Origin of the sequence: Apilactobacillus kunkeei (assembly GCF_005930975.1) — a bacterium.
Lineage (GTDB): Bacteria > Bacillota > Bacilli > Lactobacillales > Lactobacillaceae > Apilactobacillus > Apilactobacillus kunkeei_E.
This window is the reverse complement of record NZ_VBSE01000036.1, coordinates 53,415-77,107: the sequence shown is the minus strand read 5'-3', so window position 1 is coordinate 77,107 and position 23,693 is coordinate 53,415. Positions and strand designations below refer to the sequence as shown.

The window sequence follows — 23,693 nt, the reverse complement described above, 5'->3', positions numbered from 1 at the left end:
GGCTCGGTAGCTCAGTTGGTAGAGCAACGGATTGAAGCTCCGTGTGTCGGCAGTTCGATTCTGTCCCGCGCCATTTATGGAGGGGTAGCGAAGTCTGGCTAAACGCGGCGGACTGTAAATCCGCTCCTTCGGGTTCGGTGGTTCGAATCCACTCCCCTCCACCATAGGGATATAGTATAATGGTAGTACAACGGTCTCCAAAACCGTTGGTGCGGGTTCAACTCCTGCTATCCCTGTTGATGTTGCTATGGCGGTAGTGGTGAAGTGGTTAACACATCGGATTGTGGTTCCGACACGCGTGGGTTCGATTCCCACCTACCGCCCTTTTTAATTGGGCTATAGCCAAGTGGTAAGGCACTGGACTTTGACTCCATTATGCGCTGGTTCGAATCCAGCTAGCCCAGTTGAATTCGAACAAAAATGGCGGTATAGCCAAGTGGTAAGGCAGAGGTCTGCAAAACCTTTATCATCGGTTCAAATCCGATTACCGCCTTTGGCTTCATTTTAATATTATGCCGGAGTGGCGGAATTGGCAGACGCGCTGGACTCAAAATCCAGTGATCGCAAGATCGTGTGGGTTCGAACCCCACCTCCGGTACTAATTAAAAAAGACTATCCGATAGGGTAGTCTTTTTTTGTATTTGTGATTACTTTAAAAAATATTAAAGTTATGATATTATTTTAAGAGTTATAAGCGTATTCCCGATAGGATTCACCTTGATAGTGAAGATGCCTTGTAACCAAATTAATAGGGGGAATCATTAAAATGCAAGAAAGACATTTATTTACATCAGAATCTGTTTCAGAAGGACATCCAGATAAAATTGCTGATCAAATCAGTGACGCTATCCTAGATGAAATGCTAAAGCAAGATCCTGATTCCAGAGTTGCTTGTGAATGTTCAGTAACTACTGGTTTAGTATTGGTTTTTGGTGAAATTACTACCAAAGCATACGTTAACATTCAAAAAATCGTTAGAGAAACTATCAAAGAAATTGGTTACGACAATGACCAATATGGTTTCGATGGTAATACTTGTGCAGTATTAGTTGCCATTGATGAACAATCACCTGATATTGCTCAAGGTGTTGATGATTCTCTAGAAACTCGTGACAGTAGTGAAGATGTCCTAGATAAGATTGGTGCGGGTGACCAAGGACTAATGTTTGGTTACGCTGTTGATGAAACACCTGAACTAATGCCACTACCAATTTCTTTAAGTCACAAATTAATGAGAAAAATTGCTGATTTAAGAAAAGATGGTACAATCCCATACTTAAGACCTGATGCAAAGGCTGAAGTGACTGTTGAATATGATGACAACAACAAACCAGTTGCTGTTGAAACGGTTGTTTTAAGTACTCAACATGATTCAGATGTTACTTTAGAACAAATTAGAAAAGATGTTATTGAACAAGTAATTAAGGCTGTTATTCCAGCAGAATTACTAAATGATGACACCAAATTCTTCATTAATCCTACAGGTCGTTTTGTAATTGGTGGACCTCAAGGTGATGCTGGATTAACTGGAAGAAAGATTATTGTTGATACTTACGGTGGTGCTGCTCATCATGGTGGTGGTGCGTTCTCTGGTAAAGATGCTACCAAGGTTGATAGATCAGCAAGTTATGCTGCTAGATACATTGCTAAGAATATCGTTGCTGCTAAGTTAGCTACTCGTATTGAAGTACAAGTTGCTTACGCTATCGGTGTCGCAAAGCCAGTTTCAATTTCTGTAAATACTTTTGGTACTGCCACTGTCTCAGAAAATGACCTAATTAAAGCAATTAGAGAAATTTTTGACTTAAGACCAGCTGGTATCATTAAGATGCTTGATCTAAAGCGTCCTATTTACAAGAAAACTGCTGCTTACGGTCACTTTGGTAGAACTGATGTTGATTTACCTTGGGAACACACTGACAAGGTTGAAGAACTACAAAATTTCTTTAAATAATATATCTTAAAACTATAAAGACGATTTATTTGTAGAAAGTTACTTATAAATCGTTTTTATTTTGATGGAGGAACAATGAGTATTAATACGCAAAAGAACAATGTTTTATTAGTAACCATATCATTGTTTATCGCTACATTTATGAGTGCCGTTGAAGGAACGATTGTATCAACTGCGATGCCCACAATTGTAGGGGATTTACATGGTGTTTCAATTATGAACTGGGTATTCTCAGTTTACTTACTTACCAATGCAATATCGACTCCAATTTATGGAAAGCTATCCGACCAATTTGGTAGAAAGAAGATTTTCATCTTTGGGATTGGAATATTCTTAATCGGATCAATTTTTTCCGGATTGTCTAGTTCAATGACAACATTGATTATTTGGCGAGCAATTCAAGGTGTTGGTGCTGGTGTAATTATGCCTTTATCATACACGATTGTTGCTGATATTTATTCTGATGAGAATAGAGGTAAAATCTTAGGATTAAACGGTGCTATTTGGGGGATTGCGTCCATCTTGGCGCCTTTAATAGGTGGATTTTTAGTTGATAGTCTTAGTTGGCACTGGATTTTCTTTTTAAACGTACCGCTAGGAATCATTGCTTTAATTATTTTTATCATGAGTTTTCATGAAAAACACATTGTGGTTAAACAATCAATTGATTATCTAGGAATGATTTATCTATCATTACTATTACTATCATTGATGTACATCATCCAATTGATTAGTGATTTATCTGATAACTGGCAACCAATCTCATACTGTACTTTCTTCTCAATATTATTGTTAATCTTATTTGTAAGAAAAGAACATTGTGCTGAAAACCCAATCATTCCAATGAAGTTACTGAAAAACAGAACGTTTGTTATTCAAAATATCATTGCCTTTCTAATCAGTGGTTTCTTGATGGGACTAGAAGTTTATCTTCCAGTTTGGACCCAGGGAATATTCGGATATCCAGCAACACTTTCTGGTCTAGCTATCACGCCAACTTCCATCCTTTGGATCTTTGGTGCATTTGTATCTGGATGGTTATTATCGAAAATGAAGGCATTTTACGCAACAATGTTTGGTTTATTCTTTATTTTAGTTGCTGCCATTTGGGTAGTATTGCTTCCATTTACCGTCTCATTTGCTTGGTTCTTTGCCATCGCAGCAATTTGTGGAATTGGTTTTGGAATCACTATTACCAACGGAACAGTTATCTCACAAAATAGTGTTGAAAAAACAGATGTCGGTGTTGCAACATCATTCAATACATTATGTAGAATATTTGGTCAAACATTGATTGTGGCCGTTTTAGGTATCGTGATGAATAGACAATTAACCATTGGAATTCTTCATACTGATGGTGCTAAGATGGATATGATTAATAAAATTGTTAACGTTAAAACCGCTCATTTAGTTCCTGCTAAGTTAATGGAACCATTAAGAAACGTGATTTACGATTCACTACACAAAGTATTTTGGGTATGTTTGTTTATTGTTATCTTTGCGGTAATTGTAAACTTATACGATCGTATTTTAGCTAAAAAATAAAATAAAAAATTCCAACTTTAATTAGTTGGAATTTTTTTGTATTGCCAATAGGATAGGTGGGCAATGGACCTGATTGATAAATTGATATTGCATAACGGAAAATGCTTTTTGATCTAAACTTTGAGCATATTGAATTACTGCATCCTTTTCTTGTGGACCTCCATCATGACCATAGTATAGAACTAAGACAACTATGCCGTTTACTTCTAGTTTTTCAAGACATGCTTTAATCGCTGTCAGGGTGGTATCTGGTTTGGTAATGATATCCTTATTGCTTCCTGGTAGGTATCCAAGGTTAAAGATGGCGGCATTAATTGATTCATCGACTAGTTTTGCAACATTTTCATGACCAGTATTAAAAAGTGTGACGTTATTACATAAATTTTTGTCATCTAATCTTTTTTTAGTGTAGTTGATTGCTTCTGATTGCACATCGAAGCCGTAAACTTTACCATGCTCACCGACTAACTGTGATAAAAACTCAGTATCATTTCCCTTTCCAACGGTTGCATCAACGACAGTGTCGCCGTTTTGCACCAATTGAGATAAAAGAGTATGACTGTATCTAACTGATGGTTGGATTTTCATTATTTAATTACTCCTTAATTAATAACTATCAATAATTCTAACACATTTGATAATTGTCCTTGATTTTAATTCTGTAGACTGGTATATTTAAAATAATTAAATTACCGAATAGAAATTGTTGATACGAGGTAGTAGATTGGCGTTGCTTTTCAGAAACTAAATGGTCGCTGCGAATTTAGACCAATGCCAATTGAACTAGTCGTAGAGATCTTGACTGAATCTCAGTAGGTTAAGACGTTTTCCGCGTTAAGGACTTGAGATGTATCTATATTTTATAGATAAACTTAGGTGGTACCGCGGAATGTTCGTCCTATAGGCTTTATAGCTTATAGGACTTTTTTATTCGATAACTGATTAAAGGAGGAATTTTTTATGGCTTATAATCACAAAGATGTTGAAAAGAAATGGCAAAAATATTGGGAAACCAATGAAACTTTTAAAACAACAAATGATGAAAATAAAGAAAATTACTATGCTCTAGATATGTTCCCATATCCTTCTGGTCAAGGACTTCATGTAGGACATCCTGAAGGATATACGGCGACTGATATCATGGCTAGATTTAAGAGAATGCAAGGTAAGAACGTATTGCATCCAATTGGATTTGATGCATTCGGTTTACCTGCAGAGCAATATGCATTGAAGACAGGTAACCATCCTGGTTCATTTACTCAAAAGAACATCGAGCACTTTAGAGAACAAATCAAGTCATTAGGTTTCTCATACGACTGGGACAGAGAAGTTGATACTACTGATCCTAAGTACTACAAGTGGACTCAATGGATTTTCGAACAATTATACAAAAAAGGTTTAGCTTACGAAGATGAAATTGAAGTTAACTGGGCTCCAGACTTTATGGGTGGAACCGTTGTTGCTAACGAAGAAGTTATCGATGGTAAGACTGAACGTGGTGGATACCCAGTATACCGTGTTCCAATGAAACAATGGGTATTAAAGATTACCGCTTATGCTGATCGTTTAATCGATGACTTAGATGACTTAGACTGGCCAGAAAGCATTAAAGAAATGCAAAGAAACTGGATTGGTCGTTCAAAGGGTGCCAGTGTATTCTTTGGCGTTAAAGACCATGATGAAAAAATCGAAGTTTTCACAACTAGACCAGATACATTATTTGGAGCCGGATACATTGTGTTAGCTCCAGATCATGATTTAGTAAATAAGATTTCTACTGACGACAAGAAAGAAGCAATTGAAGCTTACCGTAAGGAAGTTGCGACTAAGTCTGATTTAGAACGTACTGATTTAAACAAAGACAAGTCTGGCGTATTTACCGGAGCTTACGGAATTAACCCAGTTAATGGTGAACAAATTCCAATTTGGATTGGTGACTACGTTCTTTCTTCTTACGGAACTGGTGCAATTATGGCTGTTCCAGCTCATGATGACCGTGATTATGAATTTGCCAAGAAATTTGAACTTCCTATCAAACCAGTTATCGAAGGTGGCGATATCGAAAAAGAAGCATACACTGGTGACGGTGTTCACATTAACTCAGACTTCTTAGATGGTATGAACAAAAAAGATGCCATTGACGCTATCGTTAAATGGTTGGAAGACAACAAAGCAGGCCATGCAAAGACTAACTATCGTTTAAGAGACTGGATCTTCTCACGTCAAAGATACTGGGGTGAACCAATCCCAGTTATTCATTGGGAAGACGGTGAAACTGGTTTAGTACCAGAAGATGAACTTCCATTGGTATTACCAGAAACTGATAACATTGAACCATCAGGTACCGGTGAATCACCATTAGCTAACATCGACGAATGGGTAAATGTTGTTGATGAAAATGGTCGTAAGGGTAAACGTGAAACTAACACTATGCCACAATGGGCAGGTAGTTCATGGTACTACTTAAGATACATTGATCCACACAACGATAAGATGATTGCTGACCCTGAATTATTAAAGAAATGGCTACCAGTTGACCTATACATTGGTGGTGCAGAACATGCCGTTCTTCACTTACTATATGCTCGTTTCTGGCACAAAGTTCTTTACGATTTAGGTGTTGTTCCTACCAAGGAACCATTCCACAAGTTAGTTAACCAAGGAATGATTTTAGGTACTAACCACGAAAAGATGTCTAAATCAAAGGGTAACGTTGTTAACCCTGACGATATCGTTGAAGAATACGGTGCAGATACATTGAGATTATACGAAATGTTCATGGGCCCATTAACTGAATCAAAACCATGGAGTACTGAAGGTATTAATGGTGCCAACAGATGGGTTAACCGTGTTTGGAGATTAATGATCGATGACGAAGACAAACTTCGTGACCGTATCACTACTGTAAACGACCATAAATTAGATAAGATTTACAACCAAACTGTTAAGAAGGTAACTGATGATTACGAAAATCTTCGTTTCAACGTCGCTATTTCAAGTATGATGGTATTCATTAACGAATGCTACAAGCAAGATAGTTTATTCTTAGACTACATGGAAGGATTCGTGAAGTTAGTTTCACCAATCATTCCACATATGGCTGAAGAACTATGGAGCAAGTTTGGTCATGACGACAGCATTGCTTATGCTAAATGGCCAGAATATGATGAAAGCAAACTAGTTGATGATGAAGTACAAATCGTAGTTCAAGTTAACGGTAAGGTTAGAGCTCATATTAAGGTTGCAGCTGATGCATCTAAGGATGCTACTCAAGAAGCAGCTATGAGTGACGACAAGATTAAGGCAGATATTGAAGGAAAGACGGTTAGAAAAGTAATTGTTGTTCCTGGTAAGATTGTAAATATCGTTGCTAACTAAAGAAAAAGAGTGATAATTTAACGATTATCACTCTTTTTTTGTGTCTAATAGTGGTATCATATTGATTACGAGTAAAATATTGATTAAAATGAACAAGTTAGAGAAATTTGAAAGTGGGAATGCGAAATGCATGAACAAGATAAAAATATGAAAGATAATTTAGCTCAGGATAAGATGATTGAGGGTTCCGCATGGATGACTGCGGGAAGCATCTTATCAAGAATATTAGGAGCAGTATACATAATTCCTTGGAGTATGATGCTTGGAACTTTGTATTTACAAGCAAATGCTTTATACGTTCAAGGATATAACGTTTATAGTTTGATTTTAATTATTTCAATTGCCGGGATTCCATCTGCAATTGCCAAACAGGTTGCTCATTATAATGCATTAAATGAGTATGGTGTCAGTGTCAGGTTATACAAGCGAGGATTATTATTATCATTAATCACAGGGATTGTTTGTGCATTGATTCTATATATTGGAGCACCTGCATTTGATAACGGGAATCCTGATTTAATTCCGGTTATGAGATCATTGTCATGGGCCGTATTAATCATTCCAACCATGAGTTTAACCCGTGGGTACTTCCAAGGATTCCAAGATATGGCACCTTCAGCTATTTCACAATTTGCTGAACAACTATTCCGTGTTATTTACATGTTGGTAGCCGTATTCTTCATTATTAAGATGTTACACGGTAATTGGGTAACTGCCGTTTCTCAATCTACCTTTGCTGCCTTTATTGGTTCGGTGGCAGGATTGTTAGTTCTAGTTTGGTATTACTTAAAACGCCGTCGTTACTACAGTTCGTTGGTTAAGAACAGTAATAATGAAATTCATGTAAATGCCAATAAGTTATACGTTGAAATTATCCAACAAGCCGTACCATTCGTTATTTTAGGTGCTGGAATTTCAATATTCCAACTAATTGATCAATTTACATTCTTTAAGATTATGCATGTTGCCACAAATGCATCTGATCAAGTGCTTAACCAGTTGTATGCAATTTTTGCTGGTAACGCAAACAAGCTAATTATGATTACCATCTCACTTGCTTCTGCAATGGCAATCACAGTTGTTCCTTTATTATCCGAAGCATACACAAAGGGTGATAAGAAGGAAATCAGCCACCAAATTTCAAGTGGTTTTGTATTATTCTCATTCGTAATGATTCCAGCAGCGTTAGGGATGACTGCAATTGCTGGTCCTTTGAACCGTTTATTCTACGGAACTGGTAATGGTGCACTATCAGCTAACGTATTAGCGTTCTCATCCATTATTTCCATTTTCTTTGGATTGTTCACTGTTGTGACTGCAATGATGCAAGGAATTTCTCAAAACAAGGTTGCCGTAAGATACTTTATTTACGGAATCATTGCTAAGGTAGTATCACAATTCCCAATGGTATTCTTCTTCAAAGAATTTGGTCCTCTAATTTCTTCTGCAATTGGATTCATGGTTGTAAATGGATTAATTATTAATTCATTGGATCGACAATTCAAAATTAGAAGTGATAAGATGCTAAACCAAATTAACTGGATTGTGCTATTCTCACTTGTAACATATCTTGTTGCTTTAGCATCTGTATATGCTGGCAATATGATTGTCGGTTTATTGATGAATCCATTCACTCGTATTGGTAGTTTCATTGTTGTTGCAATTTCAAGTCTATTAGGTGGAATGGTATACGTTTACCTTGCACTTAAGAGTAGAATTGCCGATACAGTTATTGGTAGTAAGGCCACATCAATCCGAAACAAATTGAATATTAAATAAAACTGAAAGCATGGATAATGAAGATGAAAAATAAAGACATATTTATGCATCCGTTAATCGCAATCTTATTAGCAATAACCAGTGGTGGAATCGACGCCTATACCTTTATTGAACAAGGTGGGGTATTTGCTGGATTACAAACAGGAAACTCAATTTTATTTGGGATTAGTTTGGCTAATCATGAATTTGATCAATCTTTGAAGTACATTTTCTCAATTATTTTCTTTGCGCTAGGAATTGTGATTATCAAGGTAATGCAAAGAAAACTGGACTCAATTAATATACGAAAAGTGATAATCATGTTTTATGAAATTGTGGTTATTATGATTGTTGGTTTACTAGTTAAAAATACCTCGTCAGTTTTAATCGTTGGACTGTTATCGTTAGTATCAGCTGCCCAGTTACAAGAATTCAAACTGCTAAAGGGTAATCCATTTAATCCACTTATGATGACCGGAAACATTAGCAAAATCGCTAATAATGCTTATTTAGCATTGGTTGATCATGATAAAAAAGCCCAATCACTATTGATGGATACCATCATGGTAATTACAAGTTTCATTTTAGGAACTTTCATCATGGAGATTGTCGATCATTACCTAAATGCTTATTCAGTACTAGTATTAATTATTCCTTTATCATTGGTAATAATTTTTAACTTTATAAATCGAAAATAAAAAAGACGGAATCGATTATGATTCTGTCTTTTTTTCGTTTGCTTTCATGAATTCAGGGATGTGTTCAATGATTTGGGTAGGAAGAACGACATATTGGTTCTCAGCTAATTTATCTGCGATTGCGCTGTGAGCATATACTGCAGATAAAACTGCATTAGTTGTATCGGAGAATTGTGCCACAAACCCGGCAATCATTCCAGCTAAAGTGTCACCCATACCACCCGTTGCTTGTGCAGGGGTACCACCAGGGTTAACCCATATATCGTCTTTACGATATACCTTGGTATGGTGAGACTTAACAACAACCGTAGCGTTTAATTGTTTGACCGCTTTTTGATTATTTTCATCGTTTTGGTCACTAATTTTAATGCCAGATAATCTTTGCCATTCCATTTGATGTGGTGTAAAAATAAGGTCAGCATCAGGTAATGAAAGATTATGGTTAGCAATAAGTGTGATGGCTGATCCATCAATAATTAATTTTTGCTTTGGTTGGATGTTATTAAAAACGGTTTTCAATATTTTAAGACTATTGTTATCTGTACCGAGTCCAGGCCCAATTAAGACAACATTAAATCCGGTAATCATTGTTTTAATACTATCTAAATCATTAAAATCCAAAAACATTGCTTCGGGGATGTGTGTATGAAGACTGGAAAGATTAACCGTATCCGTAAAAGTTGTTGTTAATCCTGCACCAGAATAGACACAGGCTTTAGAAGCCATGATAATGGCACCGCCAAAGTTATTAGTTCCACCAATAATACCAACTCGTCCAAACGTTCCCTTATGGCTATTATTTGGGCGTTTAATAATGGTCTTATCAACGATGTCAGTTGAAATTTCTGTCATATTAATTCCTCCTAACGCTTTATCTTCAGTATATCACTAAAAATTTGGGACTTCATTGATGTGTTTTTATTAGATTATGCTAAAATATATGGAAAGGTAAAGGAGGATTTCAAAATGATTAATTGGGATAAATTAGCTCAAGACTACAAAGAAGATTATCTAAAGGATTTAGCTGACTTAATTTCTATCGATAGTGAAAGAAATGATAATGAGTCTACTGATGAATTTCCTTTAGGACCTGGTCCAGCTAAAGCATTAGTAAAGTACTTAGAAATTGGTAAACGCGACGGTTTCACTGTCAAAAACTTGGATAACCTAGTTGGTTACATAGAATACGGTAGTGGAGATAAGACATTTGCTATTTTAGCCCATGCTGATGTCATGCCAGCCGGTGAAGGATGGGACAGCAATCCATTTGAAATGATGATCAAAGACGGCAAAGTATTTGGTCGTGGTGCCTCCGATGACAAGGGACCTGGTTTGGCAGCATACTATGGTCTAAAGATGATGAAGGACCAAGGAATTGAACCTAACTGCAAGATTCGATTTATTATTGGTACCGATGAAGAAAGTAATTGGACTGGAATGAAGCATTACTTTAAGTTAGAACCCGAACCTGACTTTGGATTCTCTCCAGACGCTCAATTCCCAGTTATTAATGGTGAAAAAGGTAATACAACATTTGAAACTACTTTTGGTACTAACCAAGAAGACACAGCTGATTACTACTTAGCTAACTTCGATGCTGGTTTAAGAGAAAACATGGTACCAAGGGATGCTTTTGCTGATGTTAAGACTGTATTTAAAGACCAAATGGCGGAAGAATTCTCAACATTTATGCAAGATCGTAAACTAGATGGTGGTTCTGAAATCACTGAAGATGGTATCAAATTACACTTAATTGGTAAGTCAGCACACGGAATGGAACCAAGAAACGGTGTTAATGGGGGAACATTCCTTGCTAACTTCCTACGTGGCTATGATTTCTCTGGTGATGCTAAGAACTTCATCAAGTTTGTTGCAGAATTCCTACATGGTGATTCTCGTGCAAACAGAATTGGTGCAAACTACACGGATGAAATCATGGGGGACTTAACAATGAACGTTGGTATTCTAAAGTTCAACCCAACTGATGGTGGTTTCGTTAATACTAACTTCAGATATCCTAAGGGTATTAGTGTTGAAACCATTGGTGAACACCTAAGCCAGGCTGCTAAGGTAATGGATGGTACTGTTAAGAACACAGACGACATGGTTCCTCACTATGTTGATCCAAAAGACCCAATCGTAAACAAACTAATCAATGTTTACCGTGAACGTACTGGCAAGACTGAAGCTCAACCACAAGTTGTTGGTGGTGGTACTTACGGTCGTATGATGAAGAGAGGGGTAGCATTCGGTGCTGAATTCCCTTGGACTGTAAACACAATGCACCAAGCTAATGAATACCAAGTTGTTGATGACTTGATGTTAGCAATGGCAATTTATGGTCAATCAATTTTTGAACTAGGTACATTAGAAGATAACTAAACACAAAAAAATCCCAAATCATTATGATTCGGGATTTTTTATTATCTTATTTTTTTAAGTTCTTCATCAATCATGTTTAAAACGATGTCGACGTTAGCATCTTCTGATAGGTCATATTTTTGAAGGTCAATCTTCATCTTAGGACTCTTATCGTATTCTTCATACCATTGTTTGTATGCTGACCACATGTGATAATAATATTCTTTTAACTTAGGATCGTTATCGAATTGTTCATAGTCACGGCCACGCATTTTAATTCTGTGTAGAATAGTTTCAAAATCAGTTTCAGCATATACCATTAGGTCTGGAGCTTTTTTAGGAAGTTGATCTAATTCGCCCATCATTTTATCTAATAATTCTAGGTAAATTTTTAATTCCATGTCTGAAATATTACCTTCAGCATTATTTTGTTTTGTGAAAAGGGCATCTTCATAGATTGATCTATCCAAGATGTTGTTGTCATCTGATAGAGCTTTCTTAATCATTGAAAAACGCTTGTTTAAAAAGTAAATTTGTAATAAGAACCCATATTGTTCTGGATTTTTATAGTACAAGGGCAAAACAGGATTTTCACCAACTGGTTCATAGAAGGCCTTAGTGCCTAAATGTTTTGCGATTTTACCGGTCAAAGTTGTCTTACCAACACCAATCATCCCTGCTGTAATTATCACCATATTAACTCCTCATTTTTTGAAATAGTAATAATATTTTATCATATTTTAAAACTGAACTTAATATCAAAAAGAAAAACCCAGATATAAAAATACCTGGGTTTGTTTTTATTTGTTATTTTTTTGTTCTGAAAGTAAATCACGGATTTCACCCAATAGGATGTCAGTCTTGGTATCCTTAGGAGTAGTGTCGCGGTTTGATACTTTGTTGTAAGTTCTTACAATCAAGAAAACAACGAAGGCAACAATCAAGAAGTTAATAACATCGTTGATGAAACTACCGACTCTGAAGTGAGCAGAACCCACCGAGAATACGATGGATGATAAGTTAATTTCACCCATGAAAATTCCAATTAAGGGATTAATCAAGTTGGAAGTAAATGATTTAACAATGGTTGTGAATGCTGAACCAATGATTACACCAACGGCTAAATCTAAGACATTACCTTTAGAGATGAATGCTTTGAATTCTTTAAACAAATTGTAAACCTCCTTTCACTATGTAACTATAATTAATATTAACATAAAAAATATAAAGAATTGTTTAAATATGTATACTTAAGATATTTTTAGGAATATTATGAAATTACATAAGAGGTGATACGAATGAATTATAGAAAAACAATTATTGCAATGTTAAGTGCTTCTGTTTTGTTGGGAACAACATTTAACTATAATGTGGATGCTCAAGCTAAGAAAACAGTACATAAAGTAAAGATTCATCAGAAAGTCAAATCAAAATCTAACTCACTTATTTCAAACTTCGTTATTATTCTTAAAACTAGAAATAATAGTAACCTAGAAAACTATGTTTTGACTAAGCATAAGAAGTTTTTATCTACCAGACAATTTGCCAATCGTTATGGACAAACTAATAGAAATATTGCAGCGATTCAAAAGTACTTTAAAAAGTATCATATTAAGACTACCAGATATGCCGGTAACCTGGTATTGAGAGGTTATGGTAGCAATTCCAATATTCAAAAAGCTCTTAACTATAAACAAGTGCGAGTCAAGGTGAATGGTAAATTTGTATACCGTCCAAACCATGAACCCAAGATGAGAGGAAAATTGCAAAAGTATGCTAGTGGTTTTATGGGGCTAAGTAACTATGATCACATTAATAGCAATGCTGCTAAAAAAAACAAAATTAGTTCAATGAAACGTAGTCCCAAAGACTTTGTTAATCGTTATGGAGTGACTTCATTAAAACAAGCAAAAAGTGGCAATAAACACGGGATTGGAATTATCACGTTTGGTGGATTTAAGAATTCTGATATTACAAGATTTTGGAAGAAAGTAGGAGTACCTTCAAGTATTAAACGAGTTCACGTTTATAAAGATTCCTATGCTTCAATCAAGTCACAAAGTGATGAAACTACAATGGATATCCAACAAGCTGGTTCCATTGCTCCTAAATCAAATATCAACGTTTATGTTTCTCAACCAACTATATCTGGGATGTTAGAGAGTTTTGCCAAAGCAATTAGTGATAACAAATCTGACAGTTTATCATTGAGTTGGGGAATCAGTGAAGCAGAGCTTCAGCAAATGATAAATGAAGGATTTATTTCTAAGAACTACAATTCCATTATGAATAGTTTGTTGTTACAAGGTGCTGCTCAAGGAATTAGCATCTTTAATTCAACCGGTGATAATGGTGCTTATGATGGTATTGAAGGTGGAGTAACTGGTCTAACAGTTGAATCTCCAGCATCATCTCCATTCATTACGGCTGTTGGAGCAACCAGTGTCCCAATCAACTACAGTATTAACGGTCATAGAGTTAAGATTGATAGGGAACGTGCATGGTCAAATGATTTCTTATATCCATACTTTAACCAGTTGAAGCTATATAATAGTGATCAAAATAGTTTTCTAAGCACATACTTTGTAGGAACAGGTGGTGGTTTCAGTAAATTTAACCAAACACCTGCATACCAAAAAAATGTTAGTGGTGTAGATAGTTATAATGCTGTTCAATACTGGAATATGGATAAGGGTTACGCAAAACAATACGCAAAACCAATTCAAACATCTGGGACTGCATCTGGTAGAAACTTACCTGATATCGTCGCTAACGGTGATCCTCAAACTGGATATACTGTGTTATACAATAATCAATGGTTTACTGATGGAGGAACAAGTATCGTTGCACCACAAGTGGCAGCTGTAAATTCTTTATTTGCTACTAGAGCGAACCATCGTTTTGGATTATGGAATCCACAGTTGTATGAACTTGCAAACAATGGTAATTCACCATTTAATACGCTAGATTCTGATAAAAATAATAGTAACTTGTATTATACTGGCCAACCTGGTAAGAAGTACAATCAATCTACCGGTTTAGGAACTGTTAATTACGGTAAGTTATATCAATTAATGAAATAGAAAAAGCCATCCAGAATTAGGATGGCTTTTTTGTCATTTATTAGTCTAATGGTTCATTGATTCGTTCTAACATTTCCTTAGCAATTAAGGCATGCTTTGAATACTTTTTTAATTGGTGAGTAGTGATTCTAGTGGCAGTCATTTTTTCAAATGCAGCACTATAATCGATAGCGACAGTGTCAGCCGGAATCTTAATTGGTTGTAAGATACGTTTCTTGAAAGCATTGCATGATTCTTGATAAGCATTTTGTAATCTTTCAACAGTTTCATCATAACTATGAGAGATTAAAGACTTTGAAAAACGAAAATCCTTATGATTGTACTTGTTACAAATGAACATTACTAAACCAATCATTTTATCTTTTTTTTCTTCTGCCATAATTTCATCTTCTTTCAATTAGATATTATGCTCGTGTCTTCATTATAGTATTAAAAATTCGCTTTTCTCAAGAAAACAGATTAATTTTATAAATTCTTAATTATTAAACAAGTTAAATGAAAATGATTCTTATAACTACTATAATTGTTAATATAAAGTGAATTCAGGAGGATTGAAATGCCAAATCAAGATTATATCGAGGTTCATAATGCTTTTCAAAACAACTTAAAGCACTTGGATATCAGTATCAAAAAACATGCGATTACTGTTTTTACGGGCCTATCTGGTGCCGGAAAGTCTTCACTTGTTTTTGATACGATTGCTGCAAACTCTAGAAGAGAGTTAAACGAAACATTTCCCAGTTTCACACAACAGTATCTACCAAAGTATGGAGCTCCACACGTAGGAAGAATTGACAATCTACCTGTAGCGATTGTGATTCAACAAAAGAAGGTCGGAAAAAATCCACGTTCAACACTTGCTACCTACACTGGAATTTATTCATTATTGAGATTGTTATTCTCCAGAATTGGTAAGCCTTGGGTTGGATACTCAGATACATTTTCATTCAACTTACCCCAAGGAATGTGTGATAAGTGTCAGGGACTAGGTTATATTGATCACATTAATCCAGATAAAGTTATTGATTATGATAAATCATTAAACGAAGGGGCAATTACATTCGTAAGTTTTGGACCTGGAACATGGCGTTGGAAACGATATGCATATACTGGTTTATTTGATAACGATAAGAAGATTAAAGACTACTCTGAAAAAGAATTAAACGATTTACTTTATGCACCACAACATCATTTAACTAATGCTCCTAAGGAATGGAAAAAATCTATTCTTTATGAAGGTGTAATTCCAAGAATTAAACGTTCAATCATTGAAAGCAAAGAAGGAGAACACCACAAGGAAGCCATTCAAGATATCGTTACTAGAACGGCTTGTGATAAGTGCCACGGTACAAAGTTAAGACCAGAAGTTCTCACTTGTAAGATTAATGGAGATAATATTGCTGATGTTTTACAAATGGACTTAAATCATGTTATTGAATTTTTAGATTCAATCGATGAAAAACTTACAGTTGATTTATTAAGAGAACTAACTACTAAGATTCAATCGTTAATTGATTTAGGGTTAGGCTACTTAACATTGGATAGAAGTACCGACACATTATCAGGTGGGGAAACCCAAAGAATTAAGATTGCTAAGTACATGAATAGTTCGCTATCTGACATGGTTTATATTTTAGACGAACCAAGTGTTGGACTACATCCAGCAGATATTAAACTAATCAGTCAAGCATTGAGAAAATTAAAGGATAAGGGGAACACAGTCCTAGTTGTTGAACATAACCCTGAATTGATTCCAATAGCTGATTACGTTGTTGAAATAGGTCCTAAACCGGGTAAAAACGGTGGGCAAATCATGTTTGATGGTAAGTATTCTGAATTACTTAAAAGTGACACTATCACAGGTAAGTTGTTACAAGAACCATTAGTATTTAAGAAGACTAAGGATTTTTCTGATACCTTAGATTTAAAGGATGTTAACATCCATAATTTAAAGCATGCTAATGTATCAATTCCATTAAACGCGCAAACTGTTATTTCGGGTGTTGCTGGATCTGGTAAGAGTTCTTTAATTCAAGCTGTTAAGGACAAGTTAAAGACCGGATATATTGATTTAACTCAAGATGCTGTTGGGGTTAACATTCGTTCAACACCAGCTACCTATCTAAATATTTTGGATAATATTAGAAAGTTATTTGGGGATGCTAATAAGGTTTCAAGACAGCTATTTAGTTACAACGGAAAAGGTAAATGTCCTTTATGTAAAGGTCGAGGAGTGCAAATCACTAATATGGCATTCATGGATCCAGTTGTTCAAACTTGTGAAAAGTGTCACGGTAAACGTTACAGTGATGAGGCACTGCAATACAAACTAAATGGTTTAGACATTGCTGAAGTATTGAACCTATCAATCAAAGAAGCAATTAAGTATTTCGGTGATGTTTCCGAAATACATGACAAGTTAGTTAATATGCAAAAGGTTGGCTTGGATTATCTTTCACTTGGCCAATCACTTGATACATTATCAGGTGGGGAAGTTCAAAGATTAAAACTAGCACTACAACTTAACAAGACTGGTACTGTTTACTTGTTAGATGAACCAACTGCTGGGTTGCATATGAAAGACGTATCAATAATGACTAATTTATTTGATGAATTAGTAGAAAAAGGTAACACTTTAATCATTGTTGAACATAATTTATCTGTAATTAGTAAGTCAGATTGGATGATTGATGTTGGCCCTAAGGCAGGTCGTTACGGTGGTGAAATCCTATATTCAGGAACACCAGAAAACGCATTAAACGATGATAAATCAGTCACAGGAATAGCAATGAAGGAGTATAACAACGCTCGTAAATAAAAGACGCTAACACGCGTCTTTTTATTTTATGTAAATTTATAGCTGTTTTTAGACGATTTCACTGGACAGAAAATTAGATATGATTATACTTAATAATATTAGTTTGTGTACTATATAAATTTGTATCATTGATTAAATTGCTATTTTTATGGCCTAAAATCTAAATATTTTGTTACAATAAAATAAGTACGATTAAAAAGTAACTAAAAATTATTAATACATTAAAAAACAAAGGGGAATAAAACTTATGTGTGGATTTTGTGGATATGTAAATCATAAAGATGTGCCTAACGACACCATTGAAAAGATGGCAAATCGAATTAAGCATCGTGGCCCTGATGATGAAAAGTATTTCCAAGACGATAAGGTATCAATGGGATTCCGTCGTCTATCAATTATTGACTTAGCTCATGGTGGACAACCACTATACAGTAAAGATAAAAAGAAAGTATTAACTTTTAATGGTGAAATTTACAACTACCAAGAAATTAGGGACGAATTAATTTCTGAAGGTTGGGACTTTGAAACTGATGTTGACTCAGAAGTTCTAATTCGTGGTTATGAAGCATGGGGTCCAAAACTATTGGATAAGCTTCGTGGTATGTACGCATTTGTTATTTATGATAGTGCTAACAACGAAATCTTTGGTGCCCGTGATCATTTCGGAATCAAGCCACTATACTACTACGATGATGGCGATGCATTTATGTACGGTTCTGAATTAAAAGCATTCTTATCAAACCCTGCATTCAAGAAGGAATTAAACCTAAAACTTCTACCAATTCACTTAAGTTTTGAATTTATTCCATCAGCAGAGACAATGTTCAAAAACGTTTACAAAGTAATGCCTGGTACTTACTTCATTCACCACATTGATGAAAAGAAGACTGAAACACACAGATATTACAAGTTCAACTATGATCACATTGATGAATCACAAACAGTTGAAGAAGATGCTAAGAAGATTGAATCAATCGTTAAGGACTCTGTAAAGGCCCACATGATTGCCGACGTTGAAGTTGGTAGTTTTCTATCAAGTGGTGTGGACTCAAGCTACGTTCTAAACGAAGCTTCAAAATTAAAACCAATTAAGTCATTCTCACTTGGTTTCAACGATTCTAAGTTTAGTGAATTATCATGGTCAACTGACTTTGCTCAACAAATCGGTCAAAAGAACACACCTATCAAGATTACTGGTGATGACTACTTTGATTTCTTACCAACTATGATGTACTACATGGATGAACCACTTTCCAACCCATCAGCTATTCAATTATTCTATTTAGCTCAAGGTACTAGTAAAGAAGTTAAAGTTGCTTTATCTGGTGAAGGTGCCGATGAATTCTTCGGTGGTTACAACACATACCTAGAAGCTATTCCGTTTGAAAGATACCAAAAATACGTTCCTGGATTTATTCGTAATGCATTAGCTAAGATGGCTACTAAGATGCCTCGTTTCCACGGTCGTCGTTTCTTAATTCGTGGGGCGCAACCATTGAGTGAAAGATACTATCGTGTTAACTATGTGTACAACTACGATGACAGAAATAAACTATTGAAGGATCCATCATTGAACGTTGATTCAGGTGCATACTCAAAATACATTTTTGATGAAGTAGCTGACAAAGACGAAATGACTCAAATGCAATACTTTGATATCAATGCATGGTTACCATTTGATATTCTTCAAAAAGCTGACCGTATGAGTATGGCTAACTCTCTTGAAGTTAGAACGCCATTAGTTGATAAGAAGGTTGCTGAATTTGCTGCAACCATGCCAATTAAGACTCGTATCAACAAAGAAGGAACTAAAATTTCACTTCGTAAAGCAGCTGAACGAGCATTACCTGATAAGGTTGCTATGAAGGAAAAACTTGGTTTCCCATCACCAATTGCATCATGGATTAGAGAACCTAAGTTCCATGAAAGAATTGTTAGAGCCTTTACTTCTGATGTTGCTGAAAAGTTCTTTAACACTGATGAATTGTTAAGAATTCTAAAGGAACACGATGAAGGTAAGTCAAGCATGCAAAAAATTATGACACCTTACCTATTTATTTTATGGTATGAAGTATACTTCCCAGAAGATACAAATGCTGATACTATTAACAAGGTACAACTACAAGCATAATTTTTAAATCTTGATATAAGGAAGTAAAAACAATGGCTCTTGGAATTGATGAAATAAAAACAATATTAGCTGAACATGGACTAATACAAGAAATTGTATCAGGTGAGGATGTATCGTTTGATGAAGTAACTTACGATTCCAGAAATGTTAAACCAAATACATTGTTCTTTTGTAAAGGAAACTTCAAACCTGAATACTTGGCAATGGCTAAGAAAATGGGTGCGACTGGTTATGTTGCCGAACAAAAGTATGATGAAGGTAATGGCTTAACTCAAATCATTGTGAATAACGTGCAAAAGGCAATGTCTCTAGTAGGCGCTGCCTTTTACTACTATCCTCAAAATGATTTGTTTGTAATTGCTTATACCGGTACCAAGGGGAAAACAACATCTTCTTACTTTGCTAAGAGTATTTTAGACAACACTAATAACAACAAAACCGCATTGATTTCTACGATTGATACTGTTGTTGGAAAAGAACCTTCACAACGTTTCAAGTCACACTTAACCACTCCTGAATCATTAGATATTTTTAACTATATGAGACAAGCGGTCAATAATGGAATGACAAGTTTAGTGATGGAAGTTTCATCACAAGCATACAAAAAATTAAGAGTCTATGGACTTCATTTTGATGTAGGCATTTTCTTAAATATTTCACCGGATCATATTGGTCCAAATGAACATCCAACATTTGCAGATTATCTACATTGTAAGGAACAATTAATGGTTAATTCCACACATTGTATTATTGATGCAGACACAGATTACATGTTAGATGTTTATGAAGCTGCTAAAGCAACTACTGATGAAGATAATATTTATTTATTCAGTAGGGATAAAAAAGAATTTAAAGACGCACAAATTGATTTCAATTTTTCAAGCATCTCTGACACAATCGATAGCAATGAAATAAGGGTATTTGCAAATAGTCGAAAGGCTAAGAAGATGAATATCGAAGATGACTACAAGATTGGCGTTGTTGGAGACTATAACGAAGCCAATGCGATGTCTGCAATTATTGCGGCAGCTTTAGATGATGCTAGTGCTTCCGACGCCAAAAAAGGATTGAATGAAGTATTTGTTCCGGGAAGAATGGAATCATACAAGTCTAATAATAACGGTACAATTTACGTTGATTATGCTCACAACTATGCTAGCATGCACGCTCTATTAGGATTCTTAAAGAGCAATAATCCTGATGGAAAGGTAATCGTTGTAGTGGGAAGTCCTGGTAATAAGGGACTAGATCGTAGAGAAGGTTTTGGAAAAGCGTTAACTGAAAGTGCTGATATTGCCTTTTTGACTTCTGATGATCCTGCATTTGAAGATCCCAAAGATATTATTAATGAGATAGATTCTTACATTGATCATGATAAAGTCGATGTTCATATTGAACTAGACAGAAAAGTAGCTATTAAAAAGGCTATTCACGCCGGTGATAATAATGCTATGATAGTAGTTGCTGGTAAAGGAAGAGATCCTTACCAAAAAATCAACGGCGTAGATACTCCATACGAAACAGATCCCGTCGTGGTACAAAATGTTTTGAGAGGGATAGATAATGAGTAATTTAGAATCTAATTTTACAGTTGTTCTATTAGGTAGTGATTTCAATGCTTATGGAATGGCTCGTTCATTATACGAAAAATACAGACAACCCGTGAAGGCTTACGCTGAAAAAGCGCTTGCACCTACACGTTTTACAAAAATTGTTGATTTAACTTTGATTGATGGCTTTAGTGAAGATCCAAAATGGATTGAATCAATGAAAGAACTTAAGAAGGAATATGCATCACATGAAGAACCAGTTATCTTAATTGGTTGTGGTGATGGTTATGCTGAATTAATTTCAAAACATAAGGATGAACTAGAAGATGTTTTTGTTTGCCCATACGTTGATTATGATTTAATCAAGAAATTAAACAGTAAAGAAAACTTCTATAAGTTATGTGAAGAATACGATTTGCCATATCCAAAGACAAAGATTATTTCTAAGAAAGACTTTGAAAGTGATGAAAAGATTGAACAACCATTTGGTTATCCAGTTGCATTAAAACCTACCAACAGTGTTGAATGGTTGGATGTTCACTTTGAAGGCAGAAAGAAAGCATTCATTATTGAATCACAAGAAGAGTTTGAGGATATAATTGAAAAGATTTATACCAATGGCTATACTTCTGACTTGATTCTTCAAGATTTTATCCCTGGTGATGACAGTAATATGCGTACTTTAAATGCTTATGTCGACAAGAACCACAAGGTTAAGATGATGTGTTTAGGTCATCCATTATTGGAAGATCCATCACCAGCAGCTATCGGTAACTACGTAGCAATCCTTCCAGAATATAACGAAAAGCTGTATTCAATGGTTCAAGGATTTCTTGAAAAGATTAACTATGTTGGATATGCTAACTTTGATATGAAATATGATACTAGAGACAATACTTTCAAACTATTTGAAATTAACTTGAGACAAGGTAGAAGTAGTTTCTTCGTTAGTTTAAATGGTTACAACTTAGCTGATTGGGTTGTTAGAGATTATGCATTTGATGACTTATCAGATAAGGAAACGGTATACGCTAACGAAAATAAAGATAATCGTTACCTATGGTTAGGTGTTGGCGAACAAGTCTTCAAAAAATATGCTAAGGACAACGCAGATAAAGAATTTGCTCTTCAATTAATCAAGAAGGGCCAATACGGTACTACTTTCTGGTATAACCGTGACAAGAGCTTTAAGCGTTGGTTATTAGACGTTTGGATTAAGCATAACTACGCAAAGAACTTCAAACGTTACTTTAGCGAAAAATAGGGATGATAAAATGAGACATTTCTTTTCAATTATTGGTGGAATGGGAACAGAAGCTACCGAAAGTTACATTCATTTATTGAATCAACGAACGCCAGCTAGTAATGATCAGGAATATTTAAATTATATCCTTGTAAATCATGCGACTGTCCCAGACAGAACCAATTACATTTTAGACAATACTAAACCAAACCCATTGATTCCATTAAAGGAAGACATTAAGCAACAATCACAATTAAAACCTGATTTCTTTGTGATTCCCTGTAACACTGCTCATTTCTTTTTCGATGAGCTACAGTCAGAGACTGATGTGCCAATTTTGCATATGCCAAAAGAAGCTGTTGCTGAAATCAGTAATGTTTATCCTAGTGCTAAAAGAATTGGTTTGATTGCCACCAAGGGAACCATTTTTGATGGTATTTATGATACAGAAGTGCAAAATGCTGGTTATGAAATCGTAAAACCATCTGAGCATATTCAAGAAGAGACAATGGATTTGATATACAAATATGTCAAAGAACAAAATAAAGTTAATAAAGAACTATATCATCATATCTTAAATGAAATGAAAAACGAGATGGATTGTGATGTAATAATTTTGGGATGTACAGAATTATCTGTCGCTGAAGAACGTGCTTCAGATCATAATTATCCTGTGATTGATGCTCAATCAGTTTTAGTTGATCGTTCAATTGAATTAGCTTTAAATAACAGAAAAAAAGACATCGAATAATTCGATGTCTTTTTTATATTACATTATAGATTGTAATGGTAATCAAAGCTATGATAACAATGATGAGACCAATTACATTAAAATTAATAATGTGATTTTGTTGCTTGTTTGTATAGTTTAATTCTGTTAGACCACCAAGTAGTACAGATAATACATCAGCGATTATTGCGGTGTAGAAACGATGGTCCGATACTCTAATGGTGATAACAATTTGCGTAATTAGTATTAATATATATATTACTCGACTAGCAATTAACCATTGAATGACTCTTTTGACGGAGACCCTGGTGATACCAATTATGGTTACTGCTATATAAATGAATAACATTATCAGTGTTAAGCTAGCCCACATAGTAACTCCTCCTAAAAAACATTTTATCATAAATAACCATAATAAAACTTGAATTAAAATATTAGAGTGAT

Annotated in this window: 18 protein-coding genes, 7 tRNA genes, 1 riboswitch and 1 other annotated feature; of the genes, 19 read left to right on the top strand and 6 right to left on the bottom strand. The window is 35.1% G+C overall.

The genetic code is table 11. The features are described 5' to 3' along the window. The 9 genes from FD688_RS02360 (at window position 1) to FD688_RS02320 (ending at window position 3,499) form a co-directional block, all read left to right on the top strand. A tRNA-Phe gene (locus tag FD688_RS02360) sits at window positions 1–73 on the top strand. A 5-nt stretch (window positions 74–78) separates the two neighbouring features. Further along, window positions 79–164 (top strand) — tRNA-Tyr (locus FD688_RS02355). Window position 165: 1 nt separating this feature from the next. Next, window positions 166–236 (top strand) — tRNA-Trp (locus tag FD688_RS02350). A 14-nt stretch (window positions 237–250) separates the two neighbouring features. Further along, window positions 251–323 (top strand) — tRNA-His (locus FD688_RS02345). A gap of 9 nt (window positions 324–332) precedes the next feature. Then, window positions 333–404, top strand: a tRNA-Gln gene (locus FD688_RS02340). An 18-nt stretch (window positions 405–422) separates the two neighbouring features. Beyond that, a tRNA-Cys gene (locus FD688_RS02335) sits at window positions 423–493 on the top strand. A 21-nt stretch (window positions 494–514) separates the two neighbouring features. Then, a tRNA-Leu gene (locus FD688_RS02330) sits at window positions 515–598 on the top strand. 85 nt (window positions 599–683) lie between these two features. After that, window positions 684–769, top strand: a riboswitch (SMK box riboswitch). Next, window positions 767–1,954, top strand: coding sequence for a methionine adenosyltransferase (gene metK / locus FD688_RS02325; protein ID WP_138741660.1), 1,188 nt, complete (start codon window positions 767–769; stop codon window positions 1,952–1,954). Its footprint overlaps the riboswitch before it by 3 nt. Window positions 1,955–2,029: 75 nt before the next feature. Further along, window positions 2,030–3,499, top strand: a complete 1,470-nt coding sequence (locus tag FD688_RS02320; protein ID WP_190242883.1) for an MDR family MFS transporter — start codon at window positions 2,030–2,032, stop codon at window positions 3,497–3,499. A 21-nt stretch (window positions 3,500–3,520) separates the two neighbouring features. On the opposite strand, the gene FD688_RS02315 is transcribed toward FD688_RS02320, so the two are convergent. Beyond that, entirely contained in the window at window positions 3,521–4,087 is a 567-nt protein-coding gene (locus FD688_RS02315; RefSeq protein ID WP_138741659.1) for a class I SAM-dependent methyltransferase, read from the bottom strand. Between the two features lie 109 nt (window positions 4,088–4,196). Continuing rightward, window positions 4,197–4,403: a binding site (T-box leader), on the top strand. A 56-nt stretch (window positions 4,404–4,459) separates the two neighbouring features. On the opposite strand from FD688_RS02315, the gene leuS reads away from it, so the two are divergent. The 3 genes from leuS to FD688_RS02300 all read left to right on the top strand — a co-directional run bounded on the left by leuS (window position 4,460) and on the right by FD688_RS02300 (window position 9,333). After that, window positions 4,460–6,877, top strand: a complete 2,418-nt coding sequence (gene leuS / locus FD688_RS02310) for a leucine--tRNA ligase (RefSeq protein WP_138741658.1) — start codon at window positions 4,460–4,462, stop codon at window positions 6,875–6,877. A gap of 126 nt (window positions 6,878–7,003) precedes the next feature. Continuing rightward, window positions 7,004–8,656 (top strand): polysaccharide biosynthesis protein, encoded by a 1,653-nt coding sequence (locus tag FD688_RS02305; protein WP_138741657.1) that lies wholly within the window; start codon window positions 7,004–7,006, stop codon window positions 8,654–8,656. Between the two features lie 17 nt (window positions 8,657–8,673). Then, complete coding sequence (locus FD688_RS02300; RefSeq protein ID WP_138741656.1) at window positions 8,674–9,333, top strand: YoaK family protein; 660 nt, start codon at window positions 8,674–8,676, stop codon at window positions 9,331–9,333. Between the two features lie 15 nt (window positions 9,334–9,348). Here FD688_RS02300 and FD688_RS02295 read toward each other — a convergent pair whose 3' ends face one another. Beyond that, window positions 9,349–10,185, bottom strand: a complete 837-nt coding sequence (locus FD688_RS02295) for an NAD(P)H-hydrate dehydratase (protein WP_138741655.1) — start codon at window positions 10,183–10,185, stop codon at window positions 9,349–9,351. A 114-nt stretch (window positions 10,186–10,299) separates the two neighbouring features. Between FD688_RS02295 and pepV the strand changes: the two genes are divergently transcribed. Next, window positions 10,300–11,715 carry a dipeptidase PepV gene (gene pepV, locus FD688_RS02290; protein ID WP_138741654.1) on the top strand — a complete coding sequence of 472 codons (1,416 nt, stop codon included), beginning with the start codon at window positions 10,300–10,302 and terminating at the stop codon, window positions 11,713–11,715. A 41-nt stretch (window positions 11,716–11,756) separates the two neighbouring features. On the opposite strand, the gene FD688_RS02285 is transcribed toward pepV, so the two are convergent. Both FD688_RS02285 and mscL read right to left on the bottom strand, forming a co-directional pair. Continuing rightward, window positions 11,757–12,389: a deoxynucleoside kinase gene (locus FD688_RS02285; RefSeq protein WP_138726425.1), complete on the bottom strand. Its 633-nt coding sequence runs from the start codon at window positions 12,387–12,389 to the stop codon at window positions 11,757–11,759. 105 nt (window positions 12,390–12,494) lie between these two features. Then, window positions 12,495–12,866: a large-conductance mechanosensitive channel protein MscL gene (gene mscL / locus FD688_RS02280; protein WP_138741653.1), complete on the bottom strand. Its 372-nt coding sequence runs from the start codon at window positions 12,864–12,866 to the stop codon at window positions 12,495–12,497. 126 nt (window positions 12,867–12,992) lie between these two features. On the opposite strand from mscL, the gene FD688_RS02275 reads away from it, so the two are divergent. Further along, window positions 12,993–14,777, top strand: a complete 1,785-nt coding sequence (locus tag FD688_RS02275; RefSeq protein ID WP_138741652.1) for a protease pro-enzyme activation domain-containing protein — start codon at window positions 12,993–12,995, stop codon at window positions 14,775–14,777. 40 nt (window positions 14,778–14,817) lie between these two features. On the opposite strand, the gene FD688_RS02270 is transcribed toward FD688_RS02275, so the two are convergent. Then, a complete protein-coding gene (locus FD688_RS02270) occupies window positions 14,818–15,156 on the bottom strand; it encodes a hypothetical protein (protein ID WP_138741651.1) in 339 nt (112 codons plus the stop codon). A gap of 177 nt (window positions 15,157–15,333) precedes the next feature. Here FD688_RS02270 and FD688_RS02265 point away from each other — a divergent pair, with 177 nt between their 5' ends. The 5 genes from FD688_RS02265 to FD688_RS02245 all read left to right on the top strand — a co-directional run bounded on the left by FD688_RS02265 (window position 15,334) and on the right by FD688_RS02245 (window position 23,270). Then, complete coding sequence (locus FD688_RS02265) at window positions 15,334–17,595, top strand: ATP-binding cassette domain-containing protein (RefSeq protein WP_138741650.1); 2,262 nt, start codon at window positions 15,334–15,336, stop codon at window positions 17,593–17,595. 247 nt (window positions 17,596–17,842) lie between these two features. Beyond that, window positions 17,843–19,726 (top strand): asparagine synthase (glutamine-hydrolyzing), encoded by a 1,884-nt coding sequence (asnB, locus tag FD688_RS02260; RefSeq protein WP_138741649.1) that lies wholly within the window; start codon window positions 17,843–17,845, stop codon window positions 19,724–19,726. A gap of 32 nt (window positions 19,727–19,758) precedes the next feature. After that, a complete protein-coding gene (locus FD688_RS02255; protein WP_138741648.1) occupies window positions 19,759–21,297 on the top strand; it encodes a UDP-N-acetylmuramoyl-L-alanyl-D-glutamate--2,6-diaminopimelate ligase in 1,539 nt (512 codons plus the stop codon). Continuing rightward, window positions 21,290–22,540, top strand: a complete 1,251-nt coding sequence (locus tag FD688_RS02250; protein WP_138741647.1) for a carboxylate--amine ligase — start codon at window positions 21,290–21,292, stop codon at window positions 22,538–22,540. The genes FD688_RS02255 and FD688_RS02250 overlap by 8 nt, the downstream gene beginning before the upstream one ends. A gap of 10 nt (window positions 22,541–22,550) precedes the next feature. After that, the gene (locus tag FD688_RS02245; protein WP_138741646.1) at window positions 22,551–23,270 is read left to right on the top strand and encodes an aspartate/glutamate racemase family protein; all 720 of its coding nucleotides are present in this window, start codon (window positions 22,551–22,553) and stop codon (window positions 23,268–23,270) included. Window positions 23,271–23,283: 13 nt separating this feature from the next. Here the strand turns inward: FD688_RS02245 and FD688_RS02240 are convergent, their stop codons facing one another. After that, window positions 23,284–23,622, bottom strand: a complete 339-nt coding sequence (locus FD688_RS02240; RefSeq protein ID WP_190242882.1) for a DUF1516 family protein — start codon at window positions 23,620–23,622, stop codon at window positions 23,284–23,286. Window positions 23,623–23,693: the final 71 nt, after the last annotated feature.